This is a genomic window from Collinsella sp. AF28-5AC (genome assembly GCF_003457875.1).
In the GTDB taxonomy this organism is placed as follows: domain Bacteria; phylum Actinomycetota; class Coriobacteriia; order Coriobacteriales; family Coriobacteriaceae; genus Collinsella.
Window position 1 is genome coordinate 104,313 of the sequence record NZ_QRTA01000003.1, and the last position, 24,998, is coordinate 129,310.

Genomic DNA, 24,998 nt, shown 5'->3' on the forward strand with positions numbered 1-24,998 from the left:
ATGCGTACGTGCGCTACTCCATGTAGCCACCCTGAATGGCGGAAACTGCATGCTCGGTAAAGAACTTGAGCGTGCCGGAGGTATAGCGATTAGCCTTGGGCTTCCAAGCGGCTCGGCGCTCGGCCAGGACGGCATCGATCTCGGCCGGCTCCATCTCCTTGCCGGCGATGCCCACAATAGACAGCGAGCGCTCGGGGATGTTGATCTGGATAAGGTCGCCCTCCTCGATCAGGGCAATCGGGCCGCCCACGGCAGCCTCGGGCGAAACGTGACCGATAGCCGGGCCCTTGGAGGCGCCGGAGAAGCGGCCATCGGTGATAAGGGCAATGCTCGCACCCAGCTCGGGATCGCTGGCGATAGCCTCGGTGGTGTAGAACATCTCGGGCATACCGGAACCCTTGGGACCCTCATAGCGAATGATAACGGCATCGCCGGGCTTGACCTCGTGCGTCAGGACGGCGTGGATGGCGTCCTCCTCGCAATCGAACGGACGGGCCTTAAGCGTGGCCTGGAACATCTCGCGCGGAACAACCGTGTGCTTGACGACGGCGCCCTCGGGGGCAAGGTTGCTGTGGAGGATGGCGATGGAGCCGTCGGTACCAAAAGCCTGGTCAAACGGGCGAATGATGTCCTCGCGCTTGAGGTTCCATTTCTCCAAGTAGCGGCCGCACTTCTCGTAGTAGCCGTTGTTCTTAAGGTCCTCGAGGTTTTCGCCGAGAGTCTTGCCGGTGACGGTCATGACGTCGAGGTGGAGCATCGACTTGATCTCCTCCATGATGCGCGGCACGCCACCCGCATAGTAGAAGAACTGCGCCGGCCACTCACCTGCGGGACGAACGTTGAGCAGGTAGTGAGCACCACGGTGCAGACGGTCGAAGTCGTCGGCGGACATCTCGATGCCAAACTCGCGGGCGATCGCGGGAATGTGCAGCAGCGAGTTGGTGGAACCGGAGATGGCGCCGTGGACCATGATGAGATTCTCGAAGGACTCCTTGGTCACGATGTCGCGGGGGCACAGGTTGTGCTCGGAGAGCCACACGGACTGACGGCCAGCCTCGCGCGCAAACTCACGCAGATCGGAGCTGGTTGCGGGCAGCAGAGCCGTGCCGGGGAGCATAAGGCCCAGGGCCTCGGCGGTAACCTGCATGGTCGAGGCGGTACCCATAAAGGAGCAGGCGCCGCAGCTGGGGCATGCGTTGTGCTTGGCAAACTCGAGCTCCTCGCGGGAAATCTCGCCGCGCTCATAGCGGGCCGAGATGGCGCCGAGCTGCTCCAGGGTCAGCAGGTCGGGACCGGCATCCATGACACCGCCGGTAACGACGATGGAGGGGATGTTGATGCGGCCCATGGCCATGAGGTTCGCAGGCAGACCCTTATCGCAGCTGGCGACAAAGACGCCGGCGTCGAATGGAGTGGCCTTGGCATGAATCTCGATCATGTTGGCGATCATGTCGCGGCTGGGCAGCGAGTAGTTGATGCCGTCGTGGCCCTGGGCCTCACCGTCGCAAATGTCGGTGCAGAAGTAACGAGCACCGTGACCGCCAGCCTCGGCAACGCCAGCACGGACCTCCTCGACCAGATCAAACAGGCCGGCAGAACCCGGGTGCGAGTCGCCGAACGTCGACTCGATAATGACCTGCGGCTTGTCCAGATCCTCGATGGACCAGCCAGAGCCCAGGCGCAGCGGGTCCATCTCGGGGCTGATGGTGCGGAACTTGCCAGAACGCGGCTGCAGCTTGGCAACCAGGTCGGCGGCCTCCTGCTGAATCTGTGCTTTGGTTTTCTCGTCCATGATGTTCTCCTCTTTTGGTTTGAACGGTTGTACCAATCGTTGGTTAATGAATCAGGTGAAAATGGGTACCGAGCGATGCACTCGGTGAAAGATGCTTAGCTACGCGAACTAGGCGAAGAACGAAATCACCAGGGCGCAGGCAAGACCCGAAAGGCCGATGAGCGTCTCCATAACGGTCCAGGACTTGAGGGTTGTCTTCTCGTCAATCTCCAGGAACGAGGAGCACATCCAAAAACCGGCATCGTTGACGTGCGAGAGGGCCGTGGCACCGCCGCAGATAGCAAGACAGATAGCGGCACGCATGAGCACCGAGGCTCCTGCAACCGCGGGCATGGCGGCCATAATGCCCGATGCCATGGTCATAGCGACGATGGAGCTGCCGACAGAGGCACGCACCATGACGGCAATCAAAAAGGCAACGACCACCAAAGGCAGCGGAGAAGCCTCGAGCATGGGGCCAATAACCTGACCTAGGCCGCAGTCCTGCAGCATCCAACGCATGACGCCACCGCAAGCGATAACCAGCAAGATCATGCCGACGGGCTTAAGAGAGCGGTCGAGCAAGGCCTTGAGCTCGGCGCCGGAGTAGCCGCGGCGCGCGCCCAGCAGATACATCGCGACGAGCGTGGCAAGCGTCAAGGCGACGAACGGCTTGCCCAGGAAGGCGAGAATCGAAGCGAGCTCGGCGGGCATGGGGATATAAGAGGACAGCGTGCCCAGCAAAATCAAACAAAGCGGCGTGAGCACGATGGCAAGCACCATGCCAAAGGAGGGAAGCTCCTTTTCGTCGCTCGCGCCCTCGGCAGAGGTAAAGTGCTCCGGAACATCGGTAAAGATGCGACCGCCCACGTTGCGACCCCAGATGACGCCGGCGATCGCCATGGCGATGAAGGCGGTAGGGATACCGACGAGAATCATGGTGCCCAGGTCGACACCGAGCGTGCCGGCGACCAGAACCGAACCGGCCGATGGCGGCACAAACGCATAGCCAGCGGCAAGTCCTGCGAGCAGCGCGATGCCGTAGTAGAGCGTCGACTTCTTGGTCTGCGACGCCACGCTAAAGGCAAGCGGGATCAAAACGACCACGCCGGCCTCAAAGAACACCGTAGTGCCGATGACCAGACCGGTAATACCCAGTGCCCAGCTAGAGTGACCCTGCCCAAAGGTATCGATGAAGGTCTGGGCAATCTTCTTGGCGCCGCCGCTCTCTTCAAGAATCTGGCCAAACATCGAGCCCAGGCCAATGAGCAGGGCGATGTTTTGCAGCGTGGCGCCCACGCCCTTGGTGACAGTGTCCGCCACCAGGTCGAGCGGCATACCGGCGCCGATGCCGATCGCGAGCGCCGAGACCATCATCGAAAGCACGGGGTGCAGCTTGAACTTGATGATGAGCGCAAGCAGCAGCGCGATGCCCACGATGGCGGCGATGACCAGCCTGGTGGGATCAGCCATAAACGTTGGGTCTGACATCTTTCCTCCAATTCATCAGACCTTTTGAATTCGTCTGATGACTATAGCGTGTTTTGGAAAGGTCTGATGTTTCATTTTGAAATTTGTTCGAAATACATCTGATGTATTTGGTAAACGGTCGTATTTGCGCTGCGAACGGTATATCTAAGCCGCCCGACTCAAATCCAGCGGCCAATATCGCATCCGTGATGCGCTAAAATAGCTCAGATGAATTTTGTAATGAAAGGTATAGCTATGGCCCGCGCCGAATCGGGACTCCCCGAGCAAATATCGGAGAAAATCATTCAATTGATTCTGGATGAACACCTTGAGCAAGGCGATCGCCTACCTAAGGAAACCGTGCTGGTCGAGCGCTTGGGCGCCGGCAGGAGCACCGTGCGCGAGGCCATGAAGTTGCTGCAGTCGCGCAATATCGTGCGCATTAAGCAGGGTTCGGGCACCTATGTGGCGTCAAACCCCGGCGTTGCCGACGACCCGCTGGGCTTTACCTTTATCGACGACAAGCAGCGTCTGGCGCGCGACCTACTCGAGGTGCGCTTTATGATCGAGCCGCAGATGGCACGCATGGCGGCCGAGCACGCAACCAACGATCAGGTCGTCTGTATCGAAGAGCTCTGCGATGAATCCGAGCGCCTGGCCGAGGCCGGTAAGGATTACTCCGCCGCCGACACCGCGTTCCACAATGCCATTGCCGAGAGCTCCGGAAACCTCGTCGTTCCCCGCCTGATGGGCGTGCTCAAGGCATCCGTCCCCCTCTTTATCGACGTGACTGGCAAAAAGCTCGTCGAGGAAACTATCCGCACGCACCGCGATGTGGCCGACGCCATCGCCTCGCGCAATCCCACCGCCGCGCACGACGCGATGTACCTGCATCTGGTGTACAACCGCAACATGATCGCAGAGGGAGCGCAGGAACAGAGCAAATAGACGTCCGCACGGCAAGGGCGAGACCACCGTTTACCTTTTAAAAGTGAACGTTCACCTGTTTTTAGGAGAATCTGTCTTTTAATTCCCCCTCTTCTCCTATACTGACCTTGTATGAAAAGCAAGACTTATATAGATGAACGTTTCTTTTGAAAGGATCGCTATGTCTGATCTTATGGACAGCTTCCGCCTGGATGGCAAGGTCGCGCTCGTGACCGGCGCCACCTATGGCATCGGTATGGCCATTGCCGAGGCGCTCGGAGAGGCCGGCGCCAAGATCGCCTTTAACGCACGTCACGCCGACAAGGTCGCCGAGGCCGAGAAGCACTACCGCGAGCTGGGCTTTGAGGCTCATGGTTACGTGGCAGACGTCACCGACGAGGCCGCCGTTGCCGAGCTCATCGCCAAAATCGAGGCCGACTTTGGCACCACGCCCGACATCCTGGTCAACAATGCCGGCGTCATTCAGCGCACCCCGATGCTCGACATGAGCGCCGAGGACTTCCGCCGCGTCGTCGATATTGACCTCAACGCACCGTTTATCGTGTCCAAGGCCTGCCTGCCCGGCATGATCGCCAAGGGCCACGGCAAGATCATCAACATCTGCTCGATGATGAGCGAGCTAGGTCGCGAGACCATCGCCGGCTATGCCGCCGCCAAGGGCGGACTCAAGATGCTCACCAAGAACATCTGCTCGGAGTTTGGCGAGGCCAATATCCAGTGCAACGGCATTGGACCCGGCTACATCGCCACGCCGCAAACCGCACCCCTGCGCGAGACGCAGCCCGACGGCAGCCGCCACCCGTTTGACCAGTTCATCATTGCCAAGACGCCGGCCGCCCGTTGGGGCACGCCCGAGGATCTGAAGGGCCCCGCCGTGTTCTTGGCTTCCGATGCATCGAACTTCGTCAACGGCCACATCCTCTACGTCGACGGTGGAATCCTCGCATACATTGGAAAGCAGCCTCAATAAGCGTCGCCGCAACTGCCCATATCAGGTTTCATCCACTCGTTTTTCATTTGAGTTGCGGTGAGATAAGGATTGGTTTTGGCTTCTATCAGGCAAAACAGTCCGTATTTCACCGCAAGTTAGAAATAGGAAGGTAATTCGCAATGAAGATCGCTCTGATCAATGAGAACTCTCAGAACTCCAAGAACCCTATGATCGAGGCTGCCCTTAAGAAGGTTGTCGAGCCCATGGGGCACACCGTCTTTAACTATGGCATGTATGCCGACGCCGATTCCAAGCCCCTCACCTACGTGCAGAACGGCATCCTTGCCGCCGTGCTGCTGAACTCCGGCGCTGCCGACTACGTCGTGACCGGCTGCGGCACCGGCGAGGGCGCCATGCTCGCCTGTAACTCCTTCCCCGGCGTGCTGTGCGGCCACGTTGCCGACCCGCTCGACGCCTACACCTTTGCCCAGGTCAACGATGGCAACGCCGTTGCCATGCCCTTCGCCCTCAAGAACGGCTGGGGCCAGGAGCTCAATCTTGAGTACACCTTCGAGAAGCTCTTTGGCTTTGGTTCGGGCAACGGCTATCCTGCCGAGCGCGTTGAGCCCGAGCAGCGCAACAAGAAGATCCTCGACGGCGTGCGCGCTGTGACCATGCGTCCGCTCGTCGACGTCCTGGGCGAGATCGATCAGGACCTGGTGAAGGGCGCACTTGCCGGCGAGCACTTCCAGGAGTACTTCTTTGCCAACGCCACCGACGAGGCCATCATCGCCAAGGTCAAGGAGCTCCTGGGGCTCTAATCGCACGACTCATTGCGGCTAACGCAAGCGGCGGTCGTCCCACGTACGGGACGACCGCCGCTTTTTGCTATCTACCGACTGACGCCGCGGGGATAGGCCTCACATGCACCAAGGGGTTGACTAGAGCTCGCAGGCAATCTTGTAGCCGTCGCCGATGGCGTCGCGGATGTTGCCGCACTTGTTGGCATCACCCAACACGTGGGTGGTAACGCCGGCTGCAGCAAGGTCGTCGGCCAACTTGGTATTGGGACGATAGCCCATGGCAAGCACCAGCGTATCGGCACCGGTGATGGTGTGGACCTCGCCGTCCTTTTCGTAACTGATGGTGTCCTCTGTGATCTCGGTCACCTTGGCCTCGGTCAGCACGTGGACGCCCTTGGAGAGCATGCGCGTGATGAGCACCGCGCGACCGGCGCCACCCTCGTTGGCGGCGAGCGTCTTGGTCATCTCGATAACGGTGACATCGCGGTTGGCCGGCGAGAGGTCATTGACCAGCGGGGCCAGGTAGTCGGCCGTCTCGCAGCCGACGGTGCCGCCGCCCACGACGACGATCTTCTTACCCGGGAAAGCCTTGCCACCCAGCAGGTCGTCGGCCGTCATAACCTGCTTAAAGCCCTTCATAAAGGCCGGAGCGATGGGCTCGGCGCCATTAGTCAGGACGACCTCGTAACCCGCGTAGTCACGCTGAATGTCCTCGGCAGTAAGCTCGGTGCCAAATACGCACTTCACGCCGGCCTCGGCCAGGCGACGGTACTGATACTTGATCACGCGGGTGAGCTCCTGCTTTGCCGGCGGAACGGCTGCGATGCGCATCTCGCCGCCCGGCTCATCCTGCTTATCCACGAGCACCACGTTGTGGCCGCGCTTGGCGGCAATGTAGGCTGCCTCCATGCCCGCAGGACCAGCGCCCACAACGAGCACGTTCTTGGCCTCGGCGGCAGGCTCGTAGCCGGCCTCGTCGCGCTCCACGTCCGGGTTGACGGTGCAGGAGATGCGCTTGCCAAACATAATGCCGTTCAGGCAGCGCAGGCAGCCAATGCAGGGACGGATATCATCGGCGTTGCCGGCAGCGGCTTTGTTGCAGAACTCGGCATCGCACAGATTGGCGCGGCCCATCATGCATATGTCGGCAGCGCCGTCCTCGATCAGCTCCTCGGCGATCCAGGCCTCGTTGATACGTCCGACGGTGGCGACGGGAATGTTGACGTGCTTTTTGATCTCGCGCGAGCAGGCGGCATGCGAGGCCTGCTGGGTACCGGCGGCGGGAATTGCGGAGCCGCGCTTGATGGTGGTGCCGCCCGACACATGAATCATGTCGACGCCGGCCTTCTCCAGGCGACGCGAGACGTAGATCATGTCGTTGAGGGTCAGACCGCCATCGGTGTACTCATCGCCCGAGATGCGGACGTCGATGATAAAGTCCTTGCCGCAGCGCTCGCGAATCTCGGCGATGACCTCGAGCAAAAAGCGCATGCGGGCGTCGAGCGAGCCGCCGTACTCATCGGTACGCTTGTTATAGAGCGGGGTCAAGAAACCGCCGAGCATGCCGTGGGCGTGCGCCGCATGGACCTCGATGCCATCGACACCGGCCTTCTGCATACGCACGGCAGCGTCGCCAAACTGATGCGTGAGCTCGTGAATCTCGTCGACCGTGATGGGACGCGGTGCCTCACGGGCATAGGACGGTCCCACGAAGGACGGAGCGATCAGGCGCGGCGTGCCCGGAATGTTAAAGGCCATGTAGGCGGGGTGAAAGAGCTGCGGCATGATCTTGCAGCCATACTCATGCACGGCGGCGGCGAGCTTTTCCCAGCCAGGGATAAACGTGTCGTCGTAGCAGCACATGTCACCCGGCAGATAGGTATAGGTGGGCTCGACCGTCACGACCTCGGTAATGATGAGGCCCACGCCGCCCTTGGCGCGGGCACGGTAATGATCGACCAAGTCGTCGGTCACATAGCCATGATCGGCCAGGTTGGTGGACACCGGCGGCATAAAGACGCGGTTCTTGACCTCGGTCGTACCGACCTTGATCGGACTAAAGAGCATCGGGTAGGCGGAGGACTCCATACAGGGTTCCTTTCATTTGAGCCGCTCGGCGGCAGTTGCTGACGTACCTATCGTACCAGCAACCGCGCAGCACCCGACCGTGCGCGTTCCTCCAGCCTCTGCTCAACCCCAAAAAGTTGCGGTGAAATACGGAGCAATCGAGGCTTTTGACAGCCAAAACAGTCCGTATTTCACCGCAACTGATGGGTGGGATGGAGTTAGAGGCCCAGATAGGTAGTCATGCCTTCGACGGCGAGCTTGGCGCCGGCTACGGCGTGAACAACCGTCAGCGGGCCGTTGACCACGTCGCCGGCGGCAAAGACGCCAGGCACGGTGGTCATGCCGCGCTCGTCGACCGAAAGAAGGCCGCGATGGTCGGTCTCCAGACCGCCCGTCGTAAGCACAAGCTTGTCCTTGGGCACCTGCGAAGCCGCAATCACAACTGTGTCGGCAGACGCATGGTCGAGCTCTTCCTCGTAGCCCACCACATTGTTGTCCTCGTCAAAGATAGCCGTCTCGAACACCGGACCGTTATCATCGATGGCGCAGATCGCCTTGCCGCGCACAATCTCGGCACCGTCAAGCTCGGTCAGCTCGACCTCGTCGTCGATGGCCGAGATATGGCGCGAGCGTGCATACACAGTGACCTTGCGAGCACCCGAACGCAGCGCCGTGCGGGCAACATCCATGGCCACATTGCCGGCGCCGATAACCGCCACGTTCTGCCCGATTGCCACGCTCGTGGGATCGACCAGATAATCGATACCAAACAGCACGTTGCCGCGCGACTCGCCGGGAATACCCAGCTTTCGAGCTCGCCAGGTACCAGTACCGACAAAGACCGCATCGTAGCCGTCGCGCAGCAGGTCGTCGATATGCAGCGCGCCACCGATGGTGGTCGAGGGGCGCACGCGCACGCCAAGCGAGCACATCACGTGGCGATACTTTTGCACGAGCGCACGGGGCAGGCGGAACTCGGGGATACCGTACTCCAGCACACCGCCGATCTCGGGCCGCTGCTCAAATACCGTGACGGCACAGCCCAGCTGGGCCATCTTAATGGCCACGGTAATACCAGCGGGACCGGAACCGACCACAGCAATCTGTTTACCGCACGACGGTGCGGGCTTCCACTCCTTACGATCCAAATATGCCGTGGAGATATAGTTCTCGATGCTCGAGAAATGCACCGGCGCGCCCTTGCGGCCCTGGATGCACGCGCCCTCGCACTGGCCCGAATGGTTGCAAACCATGGAGCAGACCGCGCTCATGGGATTGTTCTGGAACAGTAGCTCGCCCGCCTCTTCTAGACGACGCTGTTTGAACAGGTCAATGACCTGTGGAATAGTCGTCTGAACCGGGCAGCCCTTAATCTGGCAGAACGCCCTTTTACAACCCAGGCAACGATTCGCCTCTTCGACAATGTGGATAGCCACGCAACTCCCCTTTTTAATGCAATCCAATGGGGCGACGATAAAGACCCTTCACCGCCGCCCCCATACAGGTAATCTCAATCTGCCGACACGGCAAAAGCCAATGCTATAACTCGCGATGCGAAGCCTCGCAGCGAGCGGACATGTGCTCGAGTGTCGCCAGGCAGTCAGCCGCCGTCGCCGGCACGCTGTTCTCGACCACGCAGGGAATCCCAGGGCAGGCGGCAGCCGCCCAGGCCACCACGGGCTCAAAGTCATATCGTCCCGTCTCGCCCACGCCATGACACACCAGGCGCGAACCCGTACCGTCGCACCAACCGGCTTCATCCTCGTTATCAACGACCTCAAAATCCTTGGCGTGCAGCGCGCGGATCTTACTGCCGCATAAGTAGAGCATGCGCGCGGTGATTTCCTGCGCTTCGTCAACAACACTGGGGTGCAGCAGTGATACCGGGTCATAGATCACGCCGAGCGACGGACTCGAGACGCGCTCTAGCACCTCACGGCAGCGATCCGGCGTGTTGACCGTTTCGTTCCAACCAGGCTCGATCAAAATTTGCCCACCCACGGCCTCGGCCCGATCGCAGACGTGTGCAAGCCCGTCTGCAAACGCATCGAGTGCCTCATCGGTCATGCGGTCGTCAGCAACGCGGTTCTGTGCATTGGGGCGACCGGTCTCGGTGCCAACCGGGCATCCGCCGAGCATCTGGGCAAAGTTCAAGCATGCCTCGTACTCGGCAAAGTTATCCATGAGCTGTTGGCGATCGGGCGTCGCCAGATTCTTATAACAGCCGAGCACGGTGACCGAAACGCCCGCCTCGTCGAGCACCGCACGCAAATGGTCGGCAAGCTCGTGGGTCAGGCCGCCTCGATCGATCCCCATCGATGCGTAGAGCACCTTGCTCGGCAGTTGAATGCACGAAAAGCCCAGCTCTCCCGCCATGCGAATGCGTTCCTCGACGGTCCCCTGCGGAAGGTCGTGCAAACGTACGCCCGGAGTAATAGCCCCCACGTTATTCACATCCCTTATGAGCGTTGATGCCCGGGGTGTATCCGCCAAACGGGTCCTCGATGGAGCACACGCCCGAGGGGGCGAGCGGATCGCGCTTACCGGCCAGCTTGTCGTGATGCATGGTCTCGATATAGGCAAGCACCAGCGGCGCCACACCCTTTGCATCATTTTTGACCACGGGCTCGCTCATGTAGTAATCAAACGTGCCCTCGCGGTGCGCGGTGTTGCCCAGGCCCGCAACCAGGCAGATGTTGTCGAGCGCCAGCTGCCCGTCATACTCGGACAGGCAGGTCTCGCAGATGCCGTCGAAGGCGCGACGGCCGTACTGGTAGTAACGCTCGCCCAGCACGCCCAGACGCACGCCCTTCATGATGGCGTTGGCAAAGATGGCGCTGCCCGACTCCTCCAGGTAGTTGGGGGCGATATTGGGCAGGTTGATGACCTGGTGCCACATGCCGGTCTTCTCGTCCTGATACGGCAGCATGGCGTCGATCAGATCGTGGAACATCTTGCGGATCTCGTCCTTCTCGGCCGACATCGAAGGCGGCATAAGCTCCCAGGTGTCGATGAGCGCCATGGCAAACCAGCCCTCGGCGCGCAGCCAGAAGTTAGCCGAAAGGCCGGTGACCGGGTCGCACCAGAACTGTTTGCGGCTCGCGTCGTAAGCGTGATAGTACAGACCGTTGAGGGGGTTGCGCATCAGGTCATGCACGACCTGGAACATATGGAAGCTGTCCGAGCAGGCACGACGGTTGTGGAAGCTCAGCTCATACTGCATGTAAAACGGCTGCGCCATATACATGCCGTCGAGCCAGATCTGGTTGGGGTAGACGGCCTTGTGCCAAAACACGCCCTCTTTGGTACGCGGCTGGGTTTCGAGCTGACGATAGATGGTATCCATGGCGGCGCGATACTTGGGCTTGCCCACCAGGTCATAGAGCTTGTAGAGGGTCTTGCCCGCATTGACGTTATCGAGGTTGTACTCCTGCGGGTTGTAATGCTTGATGGTGCCGTCGTCCTGGACAAAGAAATCGATATAGTCGTCGGCAAAGGTCAGGTAGCGCTGCTCACCCGTGATCTCGTACAGTTCGATGAGCGCCTTGATCATGCAGCCGTCAATATAGTTCCAGGTGTTCTCCTTGCCGGCGCGAATCTTTTCGATATTCCAAGCCGGCGCCTGCGGCGTAGAGGTTTCGATCAACTGCTCGATATAACGGTCCAGGATTTGATTGCAACCCATTGCTGTCCCCTCTGACATAAACGATAGGTGAACGTTACCCCTAGTGTAACGCGAACGAGGAATATAGGGTGAACGTTAACCCTATATTCCTCGCGAACGGCAGACTTTTAGCGGCAAACGGCGGTGAGACCCGCGGCGATGCGATGCGCCAGGCGCTCATAGCCAGCCGGGCTGTAGTGCAGACCGTCCGGCATATAGAGCTCGCGGTGCTCCGGCAAAAACGGGCTGATACCGCTTTGCGCATACAGGTCAATCACCGGAACGGAGTAGCGGTCACAGACCTCGAGCATCGCTCGCACGTAGGCGACCTGCGTCAGGCCCAGGTGGTTGAGCTCGTCGCTTGCCGGGATATCCTTCTCGTGCTTACCGCTCGTCTTGCACGGCGTCATAAACACGAGCTTTGCCCGAGGCGAGCGTGCCGTGATGGTGCGGACCAGATAGTCGAGTGCACCATAGAACTCATGCACGTCCGTGCTGCCCAGCTCTCCAAGCGGCACGTTGCGGCTAAAGTCGTTGATGCCGCCAAAGACAACATAGACATCGGCCGCATCGTCGATGCCGTCCAAGCGCTCGACAAATGAATCGGTACGGTCGGCCTTGATGGCGATACGCGAACCCTTGATGCCAAAGTTCTCGACGACTGCACCTCCCAGCAACGCGCCCAGATGCGAAGTCCAAGAGATGTCGTTGCCGCCTGCGCCGCATCCGTTATCCCCCCATGTGGTCGAATCGCCAAAGCAGCAAATGGTCGATTCACTCAAGTTCTTCGTTTCCATAATCTTCTCCTCATCCGCCCATTGGCGGCCATACAGGTACGTACCGTTTATTTGCAGCATGCCGAGGGGCTATGCACGGTCGCATTTCGCAACGTGCGAATCGAGCCATTCGATATCCTCGACAAGATGTGCCACGCCCAGATGGTGTCCACCCGGACACACCTCGTGCCGCAGAGCATCTCTGCGGCCCAGCAACTTGTAGGCATCGCGCACGATCTTGAGCTGTTCATCGACATTTTTCAGCCCGCGCGAACCGTTCAGATGATCCTCTTCGCAGCTCTGCACCAACAGCGGGCGTGGCGCAATAAGCGAGGCAATATCGCCCATGTCGAGCAAGCGCCAAAGTCCGGGTGTGTAGTTGCAGCTGCAATTGCCGTTGAGGTGCAGCAGCGAATCATCGACACCGTACAGATAGCCCGAGACAAACGCCTTGCGCACACGCGGGTCGAGTGCGGCCAGGTACAACGTCATGTAGCCGCCACCCGAAAAACCAAAGCAACCCAGGTCATCCATGGCAATATCGCCGCGCGCCTCTAGGTAATCGATCAGACGCATGTTGTCCCAGACGTTGAGGCCCGCAACCGTAAGGCCCAGTGGCTCGGCCATGCGCGCCTGGTTTAGGCACGTGCCGCGCAGAAAGCTGTTCTCGCCATCGCCCTGACCCTTCCAGTCACGACGGTATCCCCAACCGCGTGCGTCGGGGCAGACGGTCACGTAACCCATACGCGCCAAACGTAGACCGTAGTCGTAATTGAACTTACGCACAGCATCATCGACCGCCGGCACGCCCGTCACGCCCGCAACACTTGCGGCGCCTGCTCCCTGATGGCCATGCGGGCAGATATAGCAACACTTGCGGCCGCGCGCATCGAGCTTAGGCGACTGCGGCTCGAGCAGGTAGAACGGCATCCAAACGTCGCGCTCCACCTGCAGCATCGCATGGGTGCGCACGATACCGCCGGCAATCTGCACCCGATCGAGTTCGCGCGCCTCAATCGACACGCGATCCATAATCGATAAGCCCAACAGGTCAAACAGCCGAACCCTCGTCGCAACCTGCCATGTCTCAAAGTCTTCGGGCGTCGTGCCCTTAAATGCGGCGGAGCGACCCTCACGCTTAAGGCGCTCACGAAATGCCAGTTCGTCTTCGTAATAGGTGTCGATATGCACCGTGCGACCGTTATCGGAAAGACTGTCGGTCTCCGCAGCGTCGCCCGGGCCACCTTCGGGGTCCCAGCCGTCCGCACCGGAAAGCACCTGTTCGCGGGCGTATCGGGTAGTGGCTGTCGCATCGAGCTCGTGCGCCCATGGCGCCCAGTTTTCGGCATCACTCGCCGGGCCATGTAGGCTTGCACCAGCGTAGTGCGCCCTCTCGTGCGCCGCCGGCTTAGCCCAATCCCACCAACCTTCGCGCTTGATATGCTGTCCCAGCCAGCAATCGATCAGCACGGTCTGGGCCCACTCACGCCAAGGACGACCCAAATAGACCGAATCCGGTGCCACGTCTTGCGCGGCTGTAAACGAGCAGCCGTGGAACACGAAGCCATATGGCTCTCCCTCGGGCGTCGATGCCGCCGTCACGTAACCGTTCACGTCCATATTGCGGTTGAGCGAGCGGATCTCGCACCCCTCAAAATAGGCACACGCGCCACCAAAGATAAAGTCGACGTCGCCCTCAATCCGGCAGCGTCGAAAATACTGACGGCCCACCCGACGCGGCGCAAACTGCTTGGGCCCAATGAATCCGCCCGGTTTGACTTCGCGCGGGGGCAACGGGCCCAAAAACAGCGTGTCCTGGCGCCCCGTAATGCAACAGGCGTCGACTACCAAACGGTCGCCGTCGGCGTACAGGGCAATCGCCTGCCCCACCTCGCGACCGTCGCCGGCATCGTTGACGATTGTGAGGTTCTCGAGCCGCACGTCGTCGGCATCGACCAAAACGGTATAGGTCCTAAAGGTGCCTAGCTTTCCGTCAATGCCCGATCCGTCCCCCGAGGGCATCTTGGCGCCCAGGCTGCCCACGATACGCACGCTGTCAGCCGTCTCGCCCACCAGCGTCACATACGGTCGATGAATCTCGACCCGTTCGCGGTACTCACCCGGCTCGATATGGATTGTCACCGGTCGTCCGTCATTCGGACAGGATTCATCAATTGCCTCCAAGGCCTTAGAGATACTGTGATATGCCCCCGCACGCTCGGGTGAAACCTCAAATAATCGTCTCTCACTCATCATCAGTCACCGCGTCCTCCCGTCGCAGACCGTCTACGTCGCAGTTTCGGCATATTAAAAGTGCGCGCAATGGGTCGGGAAGGCCCTGCCCATCGCGCGTCGCGACATGCCGAATTCGATTGTTTAAGAGCAAACGCCTACGCGCGGATAACCTTGTCGACGTTCTGGAGCTGCAGCTCCTCGCCGTCCTGGCCCTCAATAACCACATTTTGCAGGTCGAGTACCTTGACGTTTTGCGCGATGATGCCCTGGCGCACCATCGGCTCCACACCACAGGCCATGGCCGGCACAAAGGGCTCGGCATCGTCGGCAAAGGTAACGTGAACGTCTTGGAACGTCAGACGTGTCACCTTGCTCTCGGGCAGACCCGTGATATAGGCCGCGGCAGCATGGCAGTTGGTGGCCTCGATATCGCAAAACGTCGTGGCACCAAAGCCGGGCGTGCGGTCGTCGACGGGCAGTGCCTCGCGAGACTGCACGTAGTCGGTCTTGCCGTCCTTGTCGCAGAAGTAGAACGAGTTGACCACGAAGGGCGTAAGCACCTCGTCCATACGAATGTGCTCGAAGGTGATGCCCTCGTTAACGGCGTCCTTGCCGCGACCGCGGCGGGTCTTGACGCGCAGGCCGCGGTCGGTGCGCTCGAACAGGCACTTGCTCACGGTGAGGTCCTTGATGCCGCCGGCGGCCTCGGACCCCAAGACCACGGCGCCGTGGCCATCGTGCATGTAGCAGTGCGAGATCAGCACGTCGTGCGTAGCGGGGCGAAGCTCGGGGTCAATGCCCAGCTTGCCGCTCTTGACGGCGATGCAGTCGTCGCCCACCGAGAACTGGCAGCCCAAGATGCGGACAAAGCCGCAGCTCTCGGGATCGAAGCCGTCGGTGTTGTGGGAGTTCTTGGGGCCCTCGATGGACAGGCAGAGCGCATCGACGTGCTCGCACAGGATGGGATGGATATTCCACGCCGGGCTGTTGCGCACGGTGAAGCCAGCCAAGCTCACGTTCTCACACTCGGACAGGAAGATCATGCGCGGGCGGGAGACCTCGCGGCCCTCCTCGGGGCGAAAGATGTTCTTAAAGTCCTTGTTCCACCAGTTGTCCTCGGCAAAATCGGTCTGGCCGTCGATGGCACCACGACCATAGATGCACACGTCGTGCACGCCCAGACCCGTAAAGGTAGAACAGTAGGTCGAGAAGCTCTCGCCCTCCCAGCGGCCCAGGGGCAGCATATCGGTACCGGCATAACCGGCACCCTCGTTGCCCGTGACCGTGCCCGGAATGTAGGCAAGCGCGGCACGATCGTGGCGGGCCAGCAGCACCGCCCCCTCGGCGAGCTCGATGTTGATATTGCTCTTAAGGAAGAGGGACTTGATGCGATAACTACCGGCGGGGATCAGCACGCGCCCGCCCTTGGGGCAGGCCATGATGGCAGCCTGGATGTTGGTGGTGTCGTCGTGCTCGGCATCGCCCTTGGCGCCACAGTCGCGAACGTTGATGGTAAAGGGCTCAGCCGGCGTGGTGACACCTACGCTCAGCTCGCGCTCGCCACAAACAAAACGAACCAGGTTGCGCTTGCCGGGGGTCAGGCCGTCGACATAGGTCTCGACCGTATTCGTGGTACCGGCGGGCTCATCGTTGACAAAGATCTCCCACGTATCGGCACAGGTAAAGTAGCCGCCGTCGTCAAGCTCGATAACCGCCGCGCGCGCGTTGCGCCAGATAACGTTCGTCTCCATGGGTTTCTCCCTCAAAAAGATGCTCTAAAGGCAAATTGTACGCTGTTGAAAAAGGGCCGTGCCTGCCGGCGGAATTCCGGTGGCACGGCCCTGTGATTTGGACGATATGTCGGCCTTACTCGGCAGGAGTTACGCTACCGTCCTGGAAGCCAACGTTGTTGTGAGCAAAGCAGTCCTCGTACTTAAAGCCGGAGAGCTCCTCGCAAAGCGCCTTGACCTCGGGCTTGACGTCGGCCATCTTGCCACCCTCCTTGACTCGGTGAATCTCGTCGCAAAGGACGTCGCACTGCTCCTTGTCGATCTTGATGCCGCGGGCAAGGACGGCCGCAAGCAGGAAGAAGCCGGCGCAGCCGATGATCATGTAGCCGCAGATATACAGAGGCACGGTAGCGGGCTGAGTCACGGCGTCGCTATTGCCGGCGGTCTGAATGAAGCCGGAGGCAGCAAGGACGATAGCCCACACGTTGACGGCGATAGCCTGGGCGATCTGCTGGCAGAGCTGCTGCGCGGAGCTGTAGATGCCCTCGCGACGGCGCAGAGTGATGAGCTCATCGACATCGGGGATATAGTTGAGCAGAACATCGGGCAGGTACTGGAAGCCGACGTAGAAGAACTTCCAGATGGCGAAGATGATGGGGTAGGCGATCATGGCGATGGCGACCGTGGAGGTGCCGTTGATCTGACCAAAGGCGAAGTAGTTGTAGGCAATGATGCACGCAGCGCAACCAACATTTGCGAGGTACCAAGACTTGTGGAAGCCCTTCTTGGCCATGAGGGCGACCCAGATGGCGGTGCAGACGATAGCGACGACCTTGCCAGGCATCTCCATCACGGACTCGTAGGACTTAGGAATCTGTAGGCAGTAGACGATGAAGAAGGACAGGCAGGCAGACCAGCAGGCAGCAGCGAGCTTCGTGGAGACCTGTGCATACAGGACCTTGCGGAAGGACTTGTTGCGGAAGGTGGAGATAACGTCCACAAAGAACTTCTTGATGCCCTCGCCGACGCTCTCGATCTTCTCCTGAGCGACCTCCTCGGGGGTGTGCTCCCACGTGGACAGGTACACGCAGAGCAGCGAGATTGCCATAACCGAAGCGTTGACCGTAGCGATGATGAAGTAGCTGAACGGGTTGGTCTCGCCGAAGGTGCCAAAGCCGAAGCCCACAAGTGCAGCCATCAGGAAGCCGGCGGCGTTACCAAAGAGATGCTTGTAGCCGGTGAGGTACGTACGCTCCTTAAAGTCATCGGTCATCTCGATGGTAAGCGGCGACAGGTTGGCGGTGCAGAACGTGTACGCGACGTTGTAGATCAGGTACAGCACAAAGTAGTACGGGAAGCCAAACGGCGTAGCCACGAAGATGAGCGGCTCGGCGATCATCATCGGGATGGCCAGCAAGATCCAGAAACGACGACGACCAAAGATGCGGCCGATCTTGGTGGCATAGAAGTTATCGGCCACAAAGCCCATCAGCGGGCAAAGAATGGCGTTGACATAGATGGCAAACGAGCTGATCAGTGCAGCCTCGCCTGCGGACAGGCCACACTCCGTGGACAGGAACAGCACCATGTAGCTGTGCGTAAAGGTCAGGGCACCGGAATTGAGCATACCGCCCATACCAAAGCCCAAGCGCGTCCAGAATGTGATCTTACGCTTTTTTCCGATCTTATTAGTCATCGAGCTCCCTCTCTTTTCTCGATTGTCTTGCAGCAAAACATTGGAGTCCACACTGACATCTGTCTGCCCAGCGTTCAGGGTGAACGTTTAGTTAGATTATGTGCGATTCCTTACGAGAGGTGAACGTTCACTTGCATATTATCCCCGAACGGTCGATTTTTACCGCTGAACGGACACAATTGAGGCCCTAAGACCTATTGTCTGCTGGTAAAGGTGCCATGCTGGACACCCATGAGATAGGTGAACGTTTATCGTATTTTCCAATTTTTTCACTTAACCACAAAACGAAAACCCCGCCGGGAACACTCCCGACGGGGCCGACGACATAGCGCCACGCTTGGGTGCATTTGCCACTACAGGCAGACGCCGTCCTTCCAGATGCTGATCTCGTGACAGCCACGGCGCTCGGCACTCGTGAGTTTACCGCTCGCCGTCTCCAGCACCAGCTGGTATAGATCGCGAGCAGCCTCGTCGAGCGTGCGCTCACCCGTGGCAATCACGCCGGCGTTAAAGTCCATCCAGTTGGCCTTGTGGTCGCACAGACGCTGATTGGTGAACACCTTGAGCGTAGGCGCCGGCGCGCCAAACGGCGTGCCGCGTCCGGTCGAGAACAGAATCACGTGGCAACCGGCAGCCGTCAACGCCGTGGTGGATACCATGTCGTTGCCTGGACCGCACAGCATGTTCAGGCCATGCTTAGTTGCCTGGCCGGCATACGGCAGCACGTCGACGATGGGGGCAGATCCACCCTTTTGCACGCAGCCGCAGCTCTTGTCCTCGAGCGTGGTAATACCGCCGTCTTTGTTGCCGGGACTCGGGTTCTCATAGACGACCTCGCCGTGGCTAATAAAGTAGTCCTTAAAGCCATTGAGCATGTCGGAAGCGGCGTTAAAGACCTGCTCGTTCTCACAGCGATCGAGCAGGATACTCTCGGCGCCAAACATCTCGGGCACCTCGGTAAGCACCGACGTGCCGCCGCGGGCGACGACCATATCGCTCACGCGACCGATCGTGGGATTGGCGGTAATGCCCGAAAGACCGTCGGAGCCGCCGCACTTAAGTCCAATAACCAGCTCGGAGGCCGGAATGGGCTCGCGCTCGGCCTGCTTGGCGAGGTCTGCCAGCTCGGCCAGAATCTTGTGGCCCTCGATCTGCTCGTCGGCTACATCCTGGCAGGTGAGGAAGCGGACGCGCTCGTGGTCGAAGTCACCGAGCTCGTCAAGCACCTGCTGGTGCGTGCAGTTCTCGCAACCGAGCGACAGGAATAGCACACCGGCCGCATTAGGATGACGCGAGAGCGCCACCAGCAGACGACGCGTCTGGGCATGGTCGGCGCCGGTCTGCGAGCAGCCAAAGGGATGCGGGAAGTAGTAGACGCCCTCGAGCGGGCCCTCGACCAGATCCTGAGCCTGCTCGCACATAGCACGCGCAACCTCGTTGACGCAGCCGACCGTGGGGATGATCCACAGCTCGTTGCGCGTCGCGGCACGACCGTCGGCGCGGCGGAAGCCCATAAAGGTTTCAGGCTCAACGGGATCCACAACCGGATGCGTGGGGTTGTAGGCGTACTCGACCTCGCCCGAAAGGTTGGTCTTCACATTGTGCGTGTGGAGCCACTGACCGGGCTGGACATCGCCCGTCACATGGCCGATAGGAAGGCCGTACTTGATGACGTCCTCCCCCGCGGCAATCGAGCGCACGGCCATCTTATGACCCTGCGGAATATCCTCCGCGGCCACGACCTCGCCCACCCCGGGAACCGCGACGGCGGTGCCCTTGGCAAGCGGCGACAGCGCGACGATCACGTTGTCGGCCGGATTGATCTGGATAGTGTTCATTGCAAATGGTCCTAACCCTACAGGTTGAGCAGAAGTCGAGACGCGGGCACGCCGTCCCGCGCCCGCGTCTGCGCCGGAAATTTACGCCTGAGCGTTGGCGAAGGCCTGCTTGGCACCCTCGGCACGCACGACGGCGAGCGCGCTGACGACAAACTCCTCAAGACCTGCGATCTGCGTAAGGTCCTCGCCCCACATCTGCTTGTTGGTGAGCACGTCGTGCACCAGCTGGGCATCGTCGGCGCCGGCATGGGCGGCGTAGAAGTCGAGCACGAAGGCGTCGTCCTGAGCGGTGTACTCGGTGCCGTCGGAGCGACGCAGGTGCAGGCCGTCGCCCTCGCGGGACACGAGCTCCTGTGTGTAGAAGGAGATGAGCGTAGCGAGGCTCGTCGCCAGGCACTTGGGCAGGTTGCCGGTCTCGGCAACGTAGTCCTTGAGCGTGGGCAGGTCGCGAGCGCGCCACTTAGCCGTGGAGTTGAGGCAGATGGAGAGCAGCGCATGATCAATAAACGGGTTGTCGAAGCGGTTTTCGACGGCGGCGGCAAAGGCCTTGCAGTCCTCGACATCCAAGTCGGCGGCAAGCGTCGGAATGACCTCGTCGTAGAGCATGGTGTTCATGAAGCCGCGAACGGTCTCGTCATGCATGCAGTCGCGCACGATATCAAAGCCGGCAACCCAAGAGCCCGGAACAAAGGCGGTATGGGCACCGTTGAGGATGCGGACCTTGCGCTTCTTGTACGGGGTTACATCGGGGGTAACAAAGACACCCGGCAGGCCGGCCTTTACGAAGGGAAGCTTCTCGGCAAGCGACTCGCCGCCCTGGATGCCCCACATCTGGAAGGGCTCACGCACGGCCAGGAAGGGATCCTCGTAGCCCAAACGCTCGGCCACGACAGCGGCCTCCTTGGGATCGCGAATGCGACCCGGAACGATGGTGTCGACAAGCGTGGTGCAGATGGTGCAGTCGTTGGCCATCCACTGCGCAAACTCGTCCTCCCAGCCCCAGTCGCTCACGTACTGGTTCATGATGCGCAGCAGCTCCTCACCGTTGTGATCGATGAGCTCGCAGGCGAGCACGATGACGCCCGGCTTGCCGGCGGCCCAGCGGGCGTGAAGGACCTGGGCAAGCTTGGCAGGGAAGCTCGCGGGCGGCATGTCGTCGGCCTTGCAGGACGGGTCGTAGGCGATACCGGCCTCGGTGGTGTTGGAGACGATGATCTCCAGGCTGTCGGAGACGGCGACCTCCATCATGGCGCGATAGTCGTCCTCGCGATACGGGTTGAGACAGCGGCTGCAGGCGCTGATCACGCGGGACTCGTCAACCGTGTTGCCGTTCTCCTTGCCGCGCACCAGCACGGTGTACAGGTCGTCCTGAGCATTGATGCCATCGGCAAAGCCAAAGGCGCCGCTGATGGGCTGCACCATGACAACCTTGCCGTTCCAGCCGGTGACCTCGTTGCCCATGTCAAAGAAACGGTCGACGAAGGCGCGCAGGAAATTGCCCTCGCCAAACTGTAGAACCTTCTCGGGAGCGTCCTTGGGCAGCAGATAGCCCTTGTAGCCGATCTTCTCGAGCGCATCGTAGCTGATGTTCTCCATCTGTGTCTCTCCTTAGATAGCTGTTAGCGTGCAAGCAAAACGGGGGCGCCGTGTGTGGCAACGGCGCTCCCGTGTTCGATGTGATTCGATGCAGGCTTATGCCTCGACGGTGTCCAGATCAAAGCCAAAGTAGCGGACCGCGTTGTTGTAGCTAATGTCGCGCACGATATCGCCCAGCAGCTCCATGTCGGCCGGATACTTGCCCTGCTCGACCCACTCGCCGATCACGCTGCACAGCACGCGACGGAAGTACTCGTGACGCGGGTAGGACAGGAAGGAGCGGGAGTCGGTAAGCATGCCCACAAAGTTGCCCAGCACGCCCTCGTTAGCCAGAGCCGTGAGCTGCTCGCGCATACCGACCTCGTTGTCGTTGAACCACCAGGCAGAACCGTTCTGGATCTTGCCGGCGGTCGGAGCCTCCTGGAAGCAGCCCATCACGGTATCGATCATGGTGTTGTCGATGGGGTTCAAGCTGTACAGGATGGTCTTGGGCAAGCCGCAGGTCTCCTGAATGGAGTTGAGGAAATCGGCAAGCTGGTCGGACGGCGTGTAGTTGGAGATGCAATCGTAGCCGGTATCGGGGCCGAGCTTGGCAAACATGGCGCGGTTGTTGTCGCGCTTGCAGCCAAAGTGCAGCTGCATGGCCCAGCCCAGACGGACATACTCGCCAGCAACGAACTGCATAAAGGCAGTCTTGTACTTGAGGATCTCTTCCTCGGTAAGCGGCTCAGCAGCCAGACCCTTGGCAAAGATAGCCTCGATCTCGTCGGCGGTAGCCGGGACGTACATAACGTAGTCGAGTGCGTGGTCGGAGGCGCGGCAGCCCAGCTCGTGAGCAACGTCGTAGCGCTTGGAAATGGCAGCCTTCATGCCCTCAAAGTCGCTGACCTCAACGCCGGCAACCTCGGAAAGGTGCTTGCAGTAGTCGGCAAACTCCTGGCCGCGCTCGATACGCAAAGCGGCATCGGGGCGCATGGCGGGAACGACCTGAACGTCAAAGCTGTCGTCGGCGGCAATCTTCTTGTGCCACTCAAAGCTGTCGGCGGGGTCGTCGGTAGTGCAGATCATGCGGACGTTGGACTGCTTGATCAGGTTGCGGCAGGTAAAGCTGGCCTCGGCGAGCTTGGCGTTGGCAAGGTCCCAGACCTCCTGGGCAGTCTTGCCGTTGAGGACGCCCTCGTAGCCAAAGTAGCGCTTAAGCTCCAGGTGGCTCCACTCAAAGACGGGGTTGCCAACGCAGCGACCCAGGGTCTCGGCCCACTTTTGGAACTTCTCGCGAGCAGGGGCGTCGCCAGTGATAAAACGCTCGTCGACGCCGTTGGCACGCATCAGGCGCCACTTGTAGTGGTCGCCGCCCAGCCAAACCTCGGTGATGTTCTCGAAACGCTTGTCCTCCCAAATCTCCTTAGGAGAAATGTGGCAGTGATAGTCGACGATGGGCATGCCCTCGGCAAAGTTGTGGAACAGCTCCTCGCCGGTCTTGGTGCTCAGCAGGAAATCCTGATCGTCCATAAAGTTTTTCATCAAACAGCCCCTTTGCTGGCAAGGCGGGCGCACGGCGCGCTCGTTATCCTTTAGGTGAACGTTCACTATACTAATCCATTGCACCTCAAAAGGTGAACGTTCACCTAACCACCACGGGGTGAACGGTAGATTTTGCCCGTTCAACGGTTGCTGGAGATGTGACTTGCATGTATTGCGGACTGTTTGGCGTCCCCGAACACCGAACTTGAGCGCTTTTGCTCAGGTGGGTCATGTCCCGACGTACATTTTTGGGAGTATTCAGCATTGGAGCGCGCCGTGCGCCATCCTCAGCGTCCTATTTGGAACGCAGATAGCGCCCGATCGGCATAAAAAGTGCCCCCGATGGCAAATTACGCCATCGGGGGCACTTAAAACAGTCGTTCTGCACCTCATTCAGGGCATGCCAATGCTGAATACTCCCAAAAATGCACGTCGCAAGAGGGGGTACCTGCTCAATCGGCTAAATACCCGCAAGTTCGCAGTAGCGGTCGACATTGCTGGCAAATACCATCTCGACGGCGCCCTTCTGGACGGGCACCGTCGGGGTCCTTCCCCACAGCAGATAATCGCCTAAGGTTTTGGCGCCACGATATGCCAGACTCACCGGGTCCTTGTAGACGATGTTGGTAAAGATGCCCCGACGCAAGGCCAGGGCGCTTTCGGGAAACAGGTCGTTGCCGATCACCATAACCTGACCGGCCTTGCCGCTCGAGACAAGCGCATCGGCAACCACTTCGGAACCAACGGCAAAAACGCTACAAATGAGCTCAGGGGCGTCCGGCGCACTCAAGCGCTTTTCGAGCTCATGCTTGAGCTGTTTGACTTGCGCATGGGCGCCGGCAAGGTCCTCAACTTGCCATGGAATATCGTGTTCGCGCAGGTAATTGTGAAAGGCGCGGGCGGTTAGATAGTGCGAATCGGTATAGGGGTCGCCCGCCAACAGGAGCACGCGGGCGTCAGCCCCAGAAGCGTGAACCAGGTTTGCCGCCTGCTCTGCCATAAGACTGCCCGCCGCGGAATAGTCTGCCAGACTGGCACCCAGGCGATCGAGGTGCGGTCGGTCGCCATCGACGAGCTCGATCGCCACACCCGCCTCGGCAATCTGCCTCAAAAGCTCGGTCGCACGGTCATCGCTCGGAACATAGGCAAGCAGGCCATCAATCTTCTCGCCTACCTGCAAGCGCTCATCAATCTGCTCGAGCGCATCGGCGTAGCCACCCACGCCAAATTCAACACGCTCAACCGTAATGCCCCGGTCGATGACCTCCTGCTCAAAGCGGTTGCAGCCTTCCCACAGGTAACGGAAAAAGTACGCTCCCTCGCGCGAGGCGCGGGGCAGGCAAAACACCAGGTTGATATCCTTGCGGCGCAGGCTCGAGGCACTCGTATTGCGATGGTAACCCATGGCCTCGGCCTTAGCATTCACCTTGGAGCGCACGGATTCGCTCACGCCGGCCTTACCCGTCAGGGCCTTGTGCACGGTATTGATGGAAACGCCAAGCTCGGCGGCTATGTCCTTCATGGTTACGCGAGCGCTCATGGGGATACTCCGTTATAGATAAGTTGCCAATTAACACTACAGGTAACGATACCCCAAAATCACTCTACAACTCGCCGCGCTCGCCCCCAAATGTGCAAAGCGCCCCGCGAACGGATGCTCGCGAGGCGCTTGGATGCCTAGACCTTATTTAATACCGCGGCCCAGGTCTTCGGCGATTTTGTCCACGCCCTTAAGCGCAGCGCACGTCTTTTTGCTGGAACAATGCCCCGTGCAAACGCCGCCCTGAGCGCAGTCGGCGCAGGTTCCCTTTCGGTAGATGCGCACGCACACGGCGACAAACGCAATACCGATAACAGCCAGTACAACAATATCGATAGGTGCCATAGCAAGCCTCCCCTAGTTAACCAGCACTTACTTTACCCCATTCTCCACCTACCAAAAAGGGACA

At 60.1% G+C, this 24,998-nt stretch carries 18 protein-coding genes; 3 read left to right on the forward strand and 15 right to left on the reverse strand.

Annotated elements, in window-relative coordinates; all coding sequences use genetic code 11:
- Nucleotides 1–13 precede the first annotated feature (13 nt).
- On the reverse strand, nt 14–1,792 hold the full coding sequence (gene ilvD / locus DWZ01_RS03670; RefSeq protein WP_199411412.1) for a dihydroxy-acid dehydratase: 1,779 nt from the start codon (nt 1,790–1,792) through the stop codon (nt 14–16).
- A 108-nt stretch (nt 1,793–1,900) separates the two neighbouring features.
- A complete protein-coding gene (locus DWZ01_RS03675; RefSeq protein ID WP_117770598.1) occupies nt 1,901–3,262 on the reverse strand; it encodes a GntP family permease in 1,362 nt (453 codons plus the stop codon).
- 234 nt (nt 3,263–3,496) lie between these two features.
- On the opposite strand from DWZ01_RS03675, the gene DWZ01_RS03680 reads away from it, so the two are divergent.
- From DWZ01_RS03680 to DWZ01_RS03690, 3 genes are all read left to right on the forward strand, one after another.
- Nucleotides 3,497–4,189, forward strand: a complete 693-nt coding sequence (locus DWZ01_RS03680; protein ID WP_230318618.1) for a FadR/GntR family transcriptional regulator — start codon at nt 3,497–3,499, stop codon at nt 4,187–4,189.
- A 160-nt stretch (nt 4,190–4,349) separates the two neighbouring features.
- A complete protein-coding gene (locus tag DWZ01_RS03685) occupies nt 4,350–5,159 on the forward strand; it encodes a gluconate 5-dehydrogenase (protein WP_055309684.1) in 810 nt (269 codons plus the stop codon).
- A 140-nt stretch (nt 5,160–5,299) separates the two neighbouring features.
- Complete coding sequence (locus tag DWZ01_RS03690; RefSeq protein ID WP_117563655.1) at nt 5,300–5,941, forward strand: RpiB/LacA/LacB family sugar-phosphate isomerase; 642 nt, start codon at nt 5,300–5,302, stop codon at nt 5,939–5,941.
- Nucleotides 5,942–6,061: 120 nt separating this feature from the next.
- Here the strand turns inward: DWZ01_RS03690 and DWZ01_RS03695 are convergent, their stop codons facing one another.
- From DWZ01_RS03695 to DWZ01_RS03760, 13 genes are all read right to left on the reverse strand, one after another.
- Nucleotides 6,062–8,011 carry an FAD-dependent oxidoreductase gene (locus DWZ01_RS03695; protein ID WP_117848123.1) on the reverse strand — a complete coding sequence of 650 codons (1,950 nt, stop codon included), beginning with the start codon at nt 8,009–8,011 and terminating at the stop codon, nt 6,062–6,064.
- A gap of 197 nt (nt 8,012–8,208) precedes the next feature.
- Nucleotides 8,209–9,426 carry an FAD-dependent oxidoreductase gene (locus DWZ01_RS03700; protein ID WP_117848124.1) on the reverse strand — a complete coding sequence of 406 codons (1,218 nt, stop codon included), beginning with the start codon at nt 9,424–9,426 and terminating at the stop codon, nt 8,209–8,211.
- A gap of 103 nt (nt 9,427–9,529) precedes the next feature.
- Nucleotides 9,530–10,435: a sugar phosphate isomerase/epimerase gene (locus tag DWZ01_RS03705; RefSeq protein WP_147332620.1), complete on the reverse strand. Its 906-nt coding sequence runs from the start codon at nt 10,433–10,435 to the stop codon at nt 9,530–9,532.
- Between the two features lies 1 nt (nt 10,436).
- Nucleotides 10,437–11,675: a glycoside hydrolase family 105 protein gene (locus DWZ01_RS03710; RefSeq protein ID WP_195543847.1), complete on the reverse strand. Its 1,239-nt coding sequence runs from the start codon at nt 11,673–11,675 to the stop codon at nt 10,437–10,439.
- Between the two features lie 107 nt (nt 11,676–11,782).
- Entirely contained in the window at nt 11,783–12,451 is a 669-nt protein-coding gene (locus DWZ01_RS03715) for an SGNH/GDSL hydrolase family protein (RefSeq protein WP_233506169.1), read from the reverse strand.
- A gap of 69 nt (nt 12,452–12,520) precedes the next feature.
- Nucleotides 12,521–14,686 (reverse strand): pectinesterase family protein, encoded by a 2,166-nt coding sequence (locus DWZ01_RS10785; protein WP_199412380.1) that lies wholly within the window; start codon nt 14,684–14,686, stop codon nt 12,521–12,523.
- A gap of 134 nt (nt 14,687–14,820) precedes the next feature.
- Entirely contained in the window at nt 14,821–16,416 is a 1,596-nt protein-coding gene (locus tag DWZ01_RS03730) for a glycoside hydrolase family 28 protein (RefSeq protein WP_117848129.1), read from the reverse strand.
- 115 nt (nt 16,417–16,531) lie between these two features.
- Entirely contained in the window at nt 16,532–18,091 is a 1,560-nt protein-coding gene (locus DWZ01_RS03735; RefSeq protein WP_117848131.1) for an MFS transporter, read from the reverse strand.
- Between the two features lie 353 nt (nt 18,092–18,444).
- Nucleotides 18,445–19,929, reverse strand: coding sequence for a UxaA family hydrolase (locus tag DWZ01_RS03740; RefSeq protein WP_117770589.1), 1,485 nt, complete (start codon nt 19,927–19,929; stop codon nt 18,445–18,447).
- An 81-nt stretch (nt 19,930–20,010) separates the two neighbouring features.
- Entirely contained in the window at nt 20,011–21,525 is a 1,515-nt protein-coding gene (locus DWZ01_RS03745) for a tagaturonate reductase (protein WP_117770588.1), read from the reverse strand.
- A 96-nt stretch (nt 21,526–21,621) separates the two neighbouring features.
- A complete protein-coding gene (gene uxaC, locus DWZ01_RS03750; protein ID WP_117770587.1) occupies nt 21,622–23,049 on the reverse strand; it encodes a glucuronate isomerase in 1,428 nt (475 codons plus the stop codon).
- A 460-nt stretch (nt 23,050–23,509) separates the two neighbouring features.
- Nucleotides 23,510–24,589: a substrate-binding domain-containing protein gene (locus DWZ01_RS03755; protein ID WP_117770586.1), complete on the reverse strand. Its 1,080-nt coding sequence runs from the start codon at nt 24,587–24,589 to the stop codon at nt 23,510–23,512.
- 144 nt (nt 24,590–24,733) lie between these two features.
- Nucleotides 24,734–24,934 carry a hypothetical protein gene (locus DWZ01_RS03760; RefSeq protein ID WP_117770585.1) on the reverse strand — a complete coding sequence of 67 codons (201 nt, stop codon included), beginning with the start codon at nt 24,932–24,934 and terminating at the stop codon, nt 24,734–24,736.
- Nucleotides 24,935–24,998: the final 64 nt, after the last annotated feature.

Bases quoted from the DNA above. Each gene is read 5' to 3' on its own strand.
- ilvD (WP_199411412.1), bottom strand. From the start codon at position 1,792: ATGGACGAGAAAACCAAAGCACAGATTCAGCAGGAGGCCGCCGACCTG.
- DWZ01_RS03675 (WP_117770598.1), bottom strand. From the start codon at position 3,262: ATGTCAGACCCAACGTTTATGGCTGATCCCACCAGGCTGGTCATCGCC.
- DWZ01_RS03680 (WP_230318618.1), top strand. From the start codon at position 3,497: ATGGCCCGCGCCGAATCGGGACTCCCCGAGCAAATATCGGAGAAAATC.
- DWZ01_RS03685 (WP_055309684.1), top strand. From the start codon at position 4,350: ATGTCTGATCTTATGGACAGCTTCCGCCTGGATGGCAAGGTCGCGCTC.
- DWZ01_RS03690 (WP_117563655.1), top strand. From the start codon at position 5,300: ATGAAGATCGCTCTGATCAATGAGAACTCTCAGAACTCCAAGAACCCT.
- DWZ01_RS03695 (WP_117848123.1), bottom strand. From the start codon at position 8,011: ATGGAGTCCTCCGCCTACCCGATGCTCTTTAGTCCGATCAAGGTCGGT.
- DWZ01_RS03710 (WP_195543847.1), bottom strand. From the start codon at position 11,675: ATGGGTTGCAATCAAATCCTGGACCGTTATATCGAGCAGTTGATCGAA.
- DWZ01_RS03715 (WP_233506169.1), bottom strand. From the start codon at position 12,451: ATGGAAACGAAGAACTTGAGTGAATCGACCATTTGCTGCTTTGGCGAT.
- DWZ01_RS10785 (WP_199412380.1), bottom strand. From the start codon at position 14,686: ATGATGAGTGAGAGACGATTATTTGAGGTTTCACCCGAGCGTGCGGGG.
- DWZ01_RS03730 (WP_117848129.1), bottom strand. From the start codon at position 16,416: ATGGAGACGAACGTTATCTGGCGCAACGCGCGCGCGGCGGTTATCGAG.
- DWZ01_RS03735 (WP_117848131.1), bottom strand. From the start codon at position 18,091: ATGACTAATAAGATCGGAAAAAAGCGTAAGATCACATTCTGGACGCGC.
- DWZ01_RS03740 (WP_117770589.1), bottom strand. From the start codon at position 19,929: ATGAACACTATCCAGATCAATCCGGCCGACAACGTGATCGTCGCGCTG.
- DWZ01_RS03745 (WP_117770588.1), bottom strand. From the start codon at position 21,525: ATGGAGAACATCAGCTACGATGCGCTCGAGAAGATCGGCTACAAGGGC.
- uxaC (WP_117770587.1), bottom strand. From the start codon at position 23,049: ATGAAAAACTTTATGGACGATCAGGATTTCCTGCTGAGCACCAAGACC.
- DWZ01_RS03755 (WP_117770586.1), bottom strand. From the start codon at position 24,589: ATGAGCGCTCGCGTAACCATGAAGGACATAGCCGCCGAGCTTGGCGTT.
- DWZ01_RS03760 (WP_117770585.1), bottom strand. From the start codon at position 24,934: ATGGCACCTATCGATATTGTTGTACTGGCTGTTATCGGTATTGCGTTT.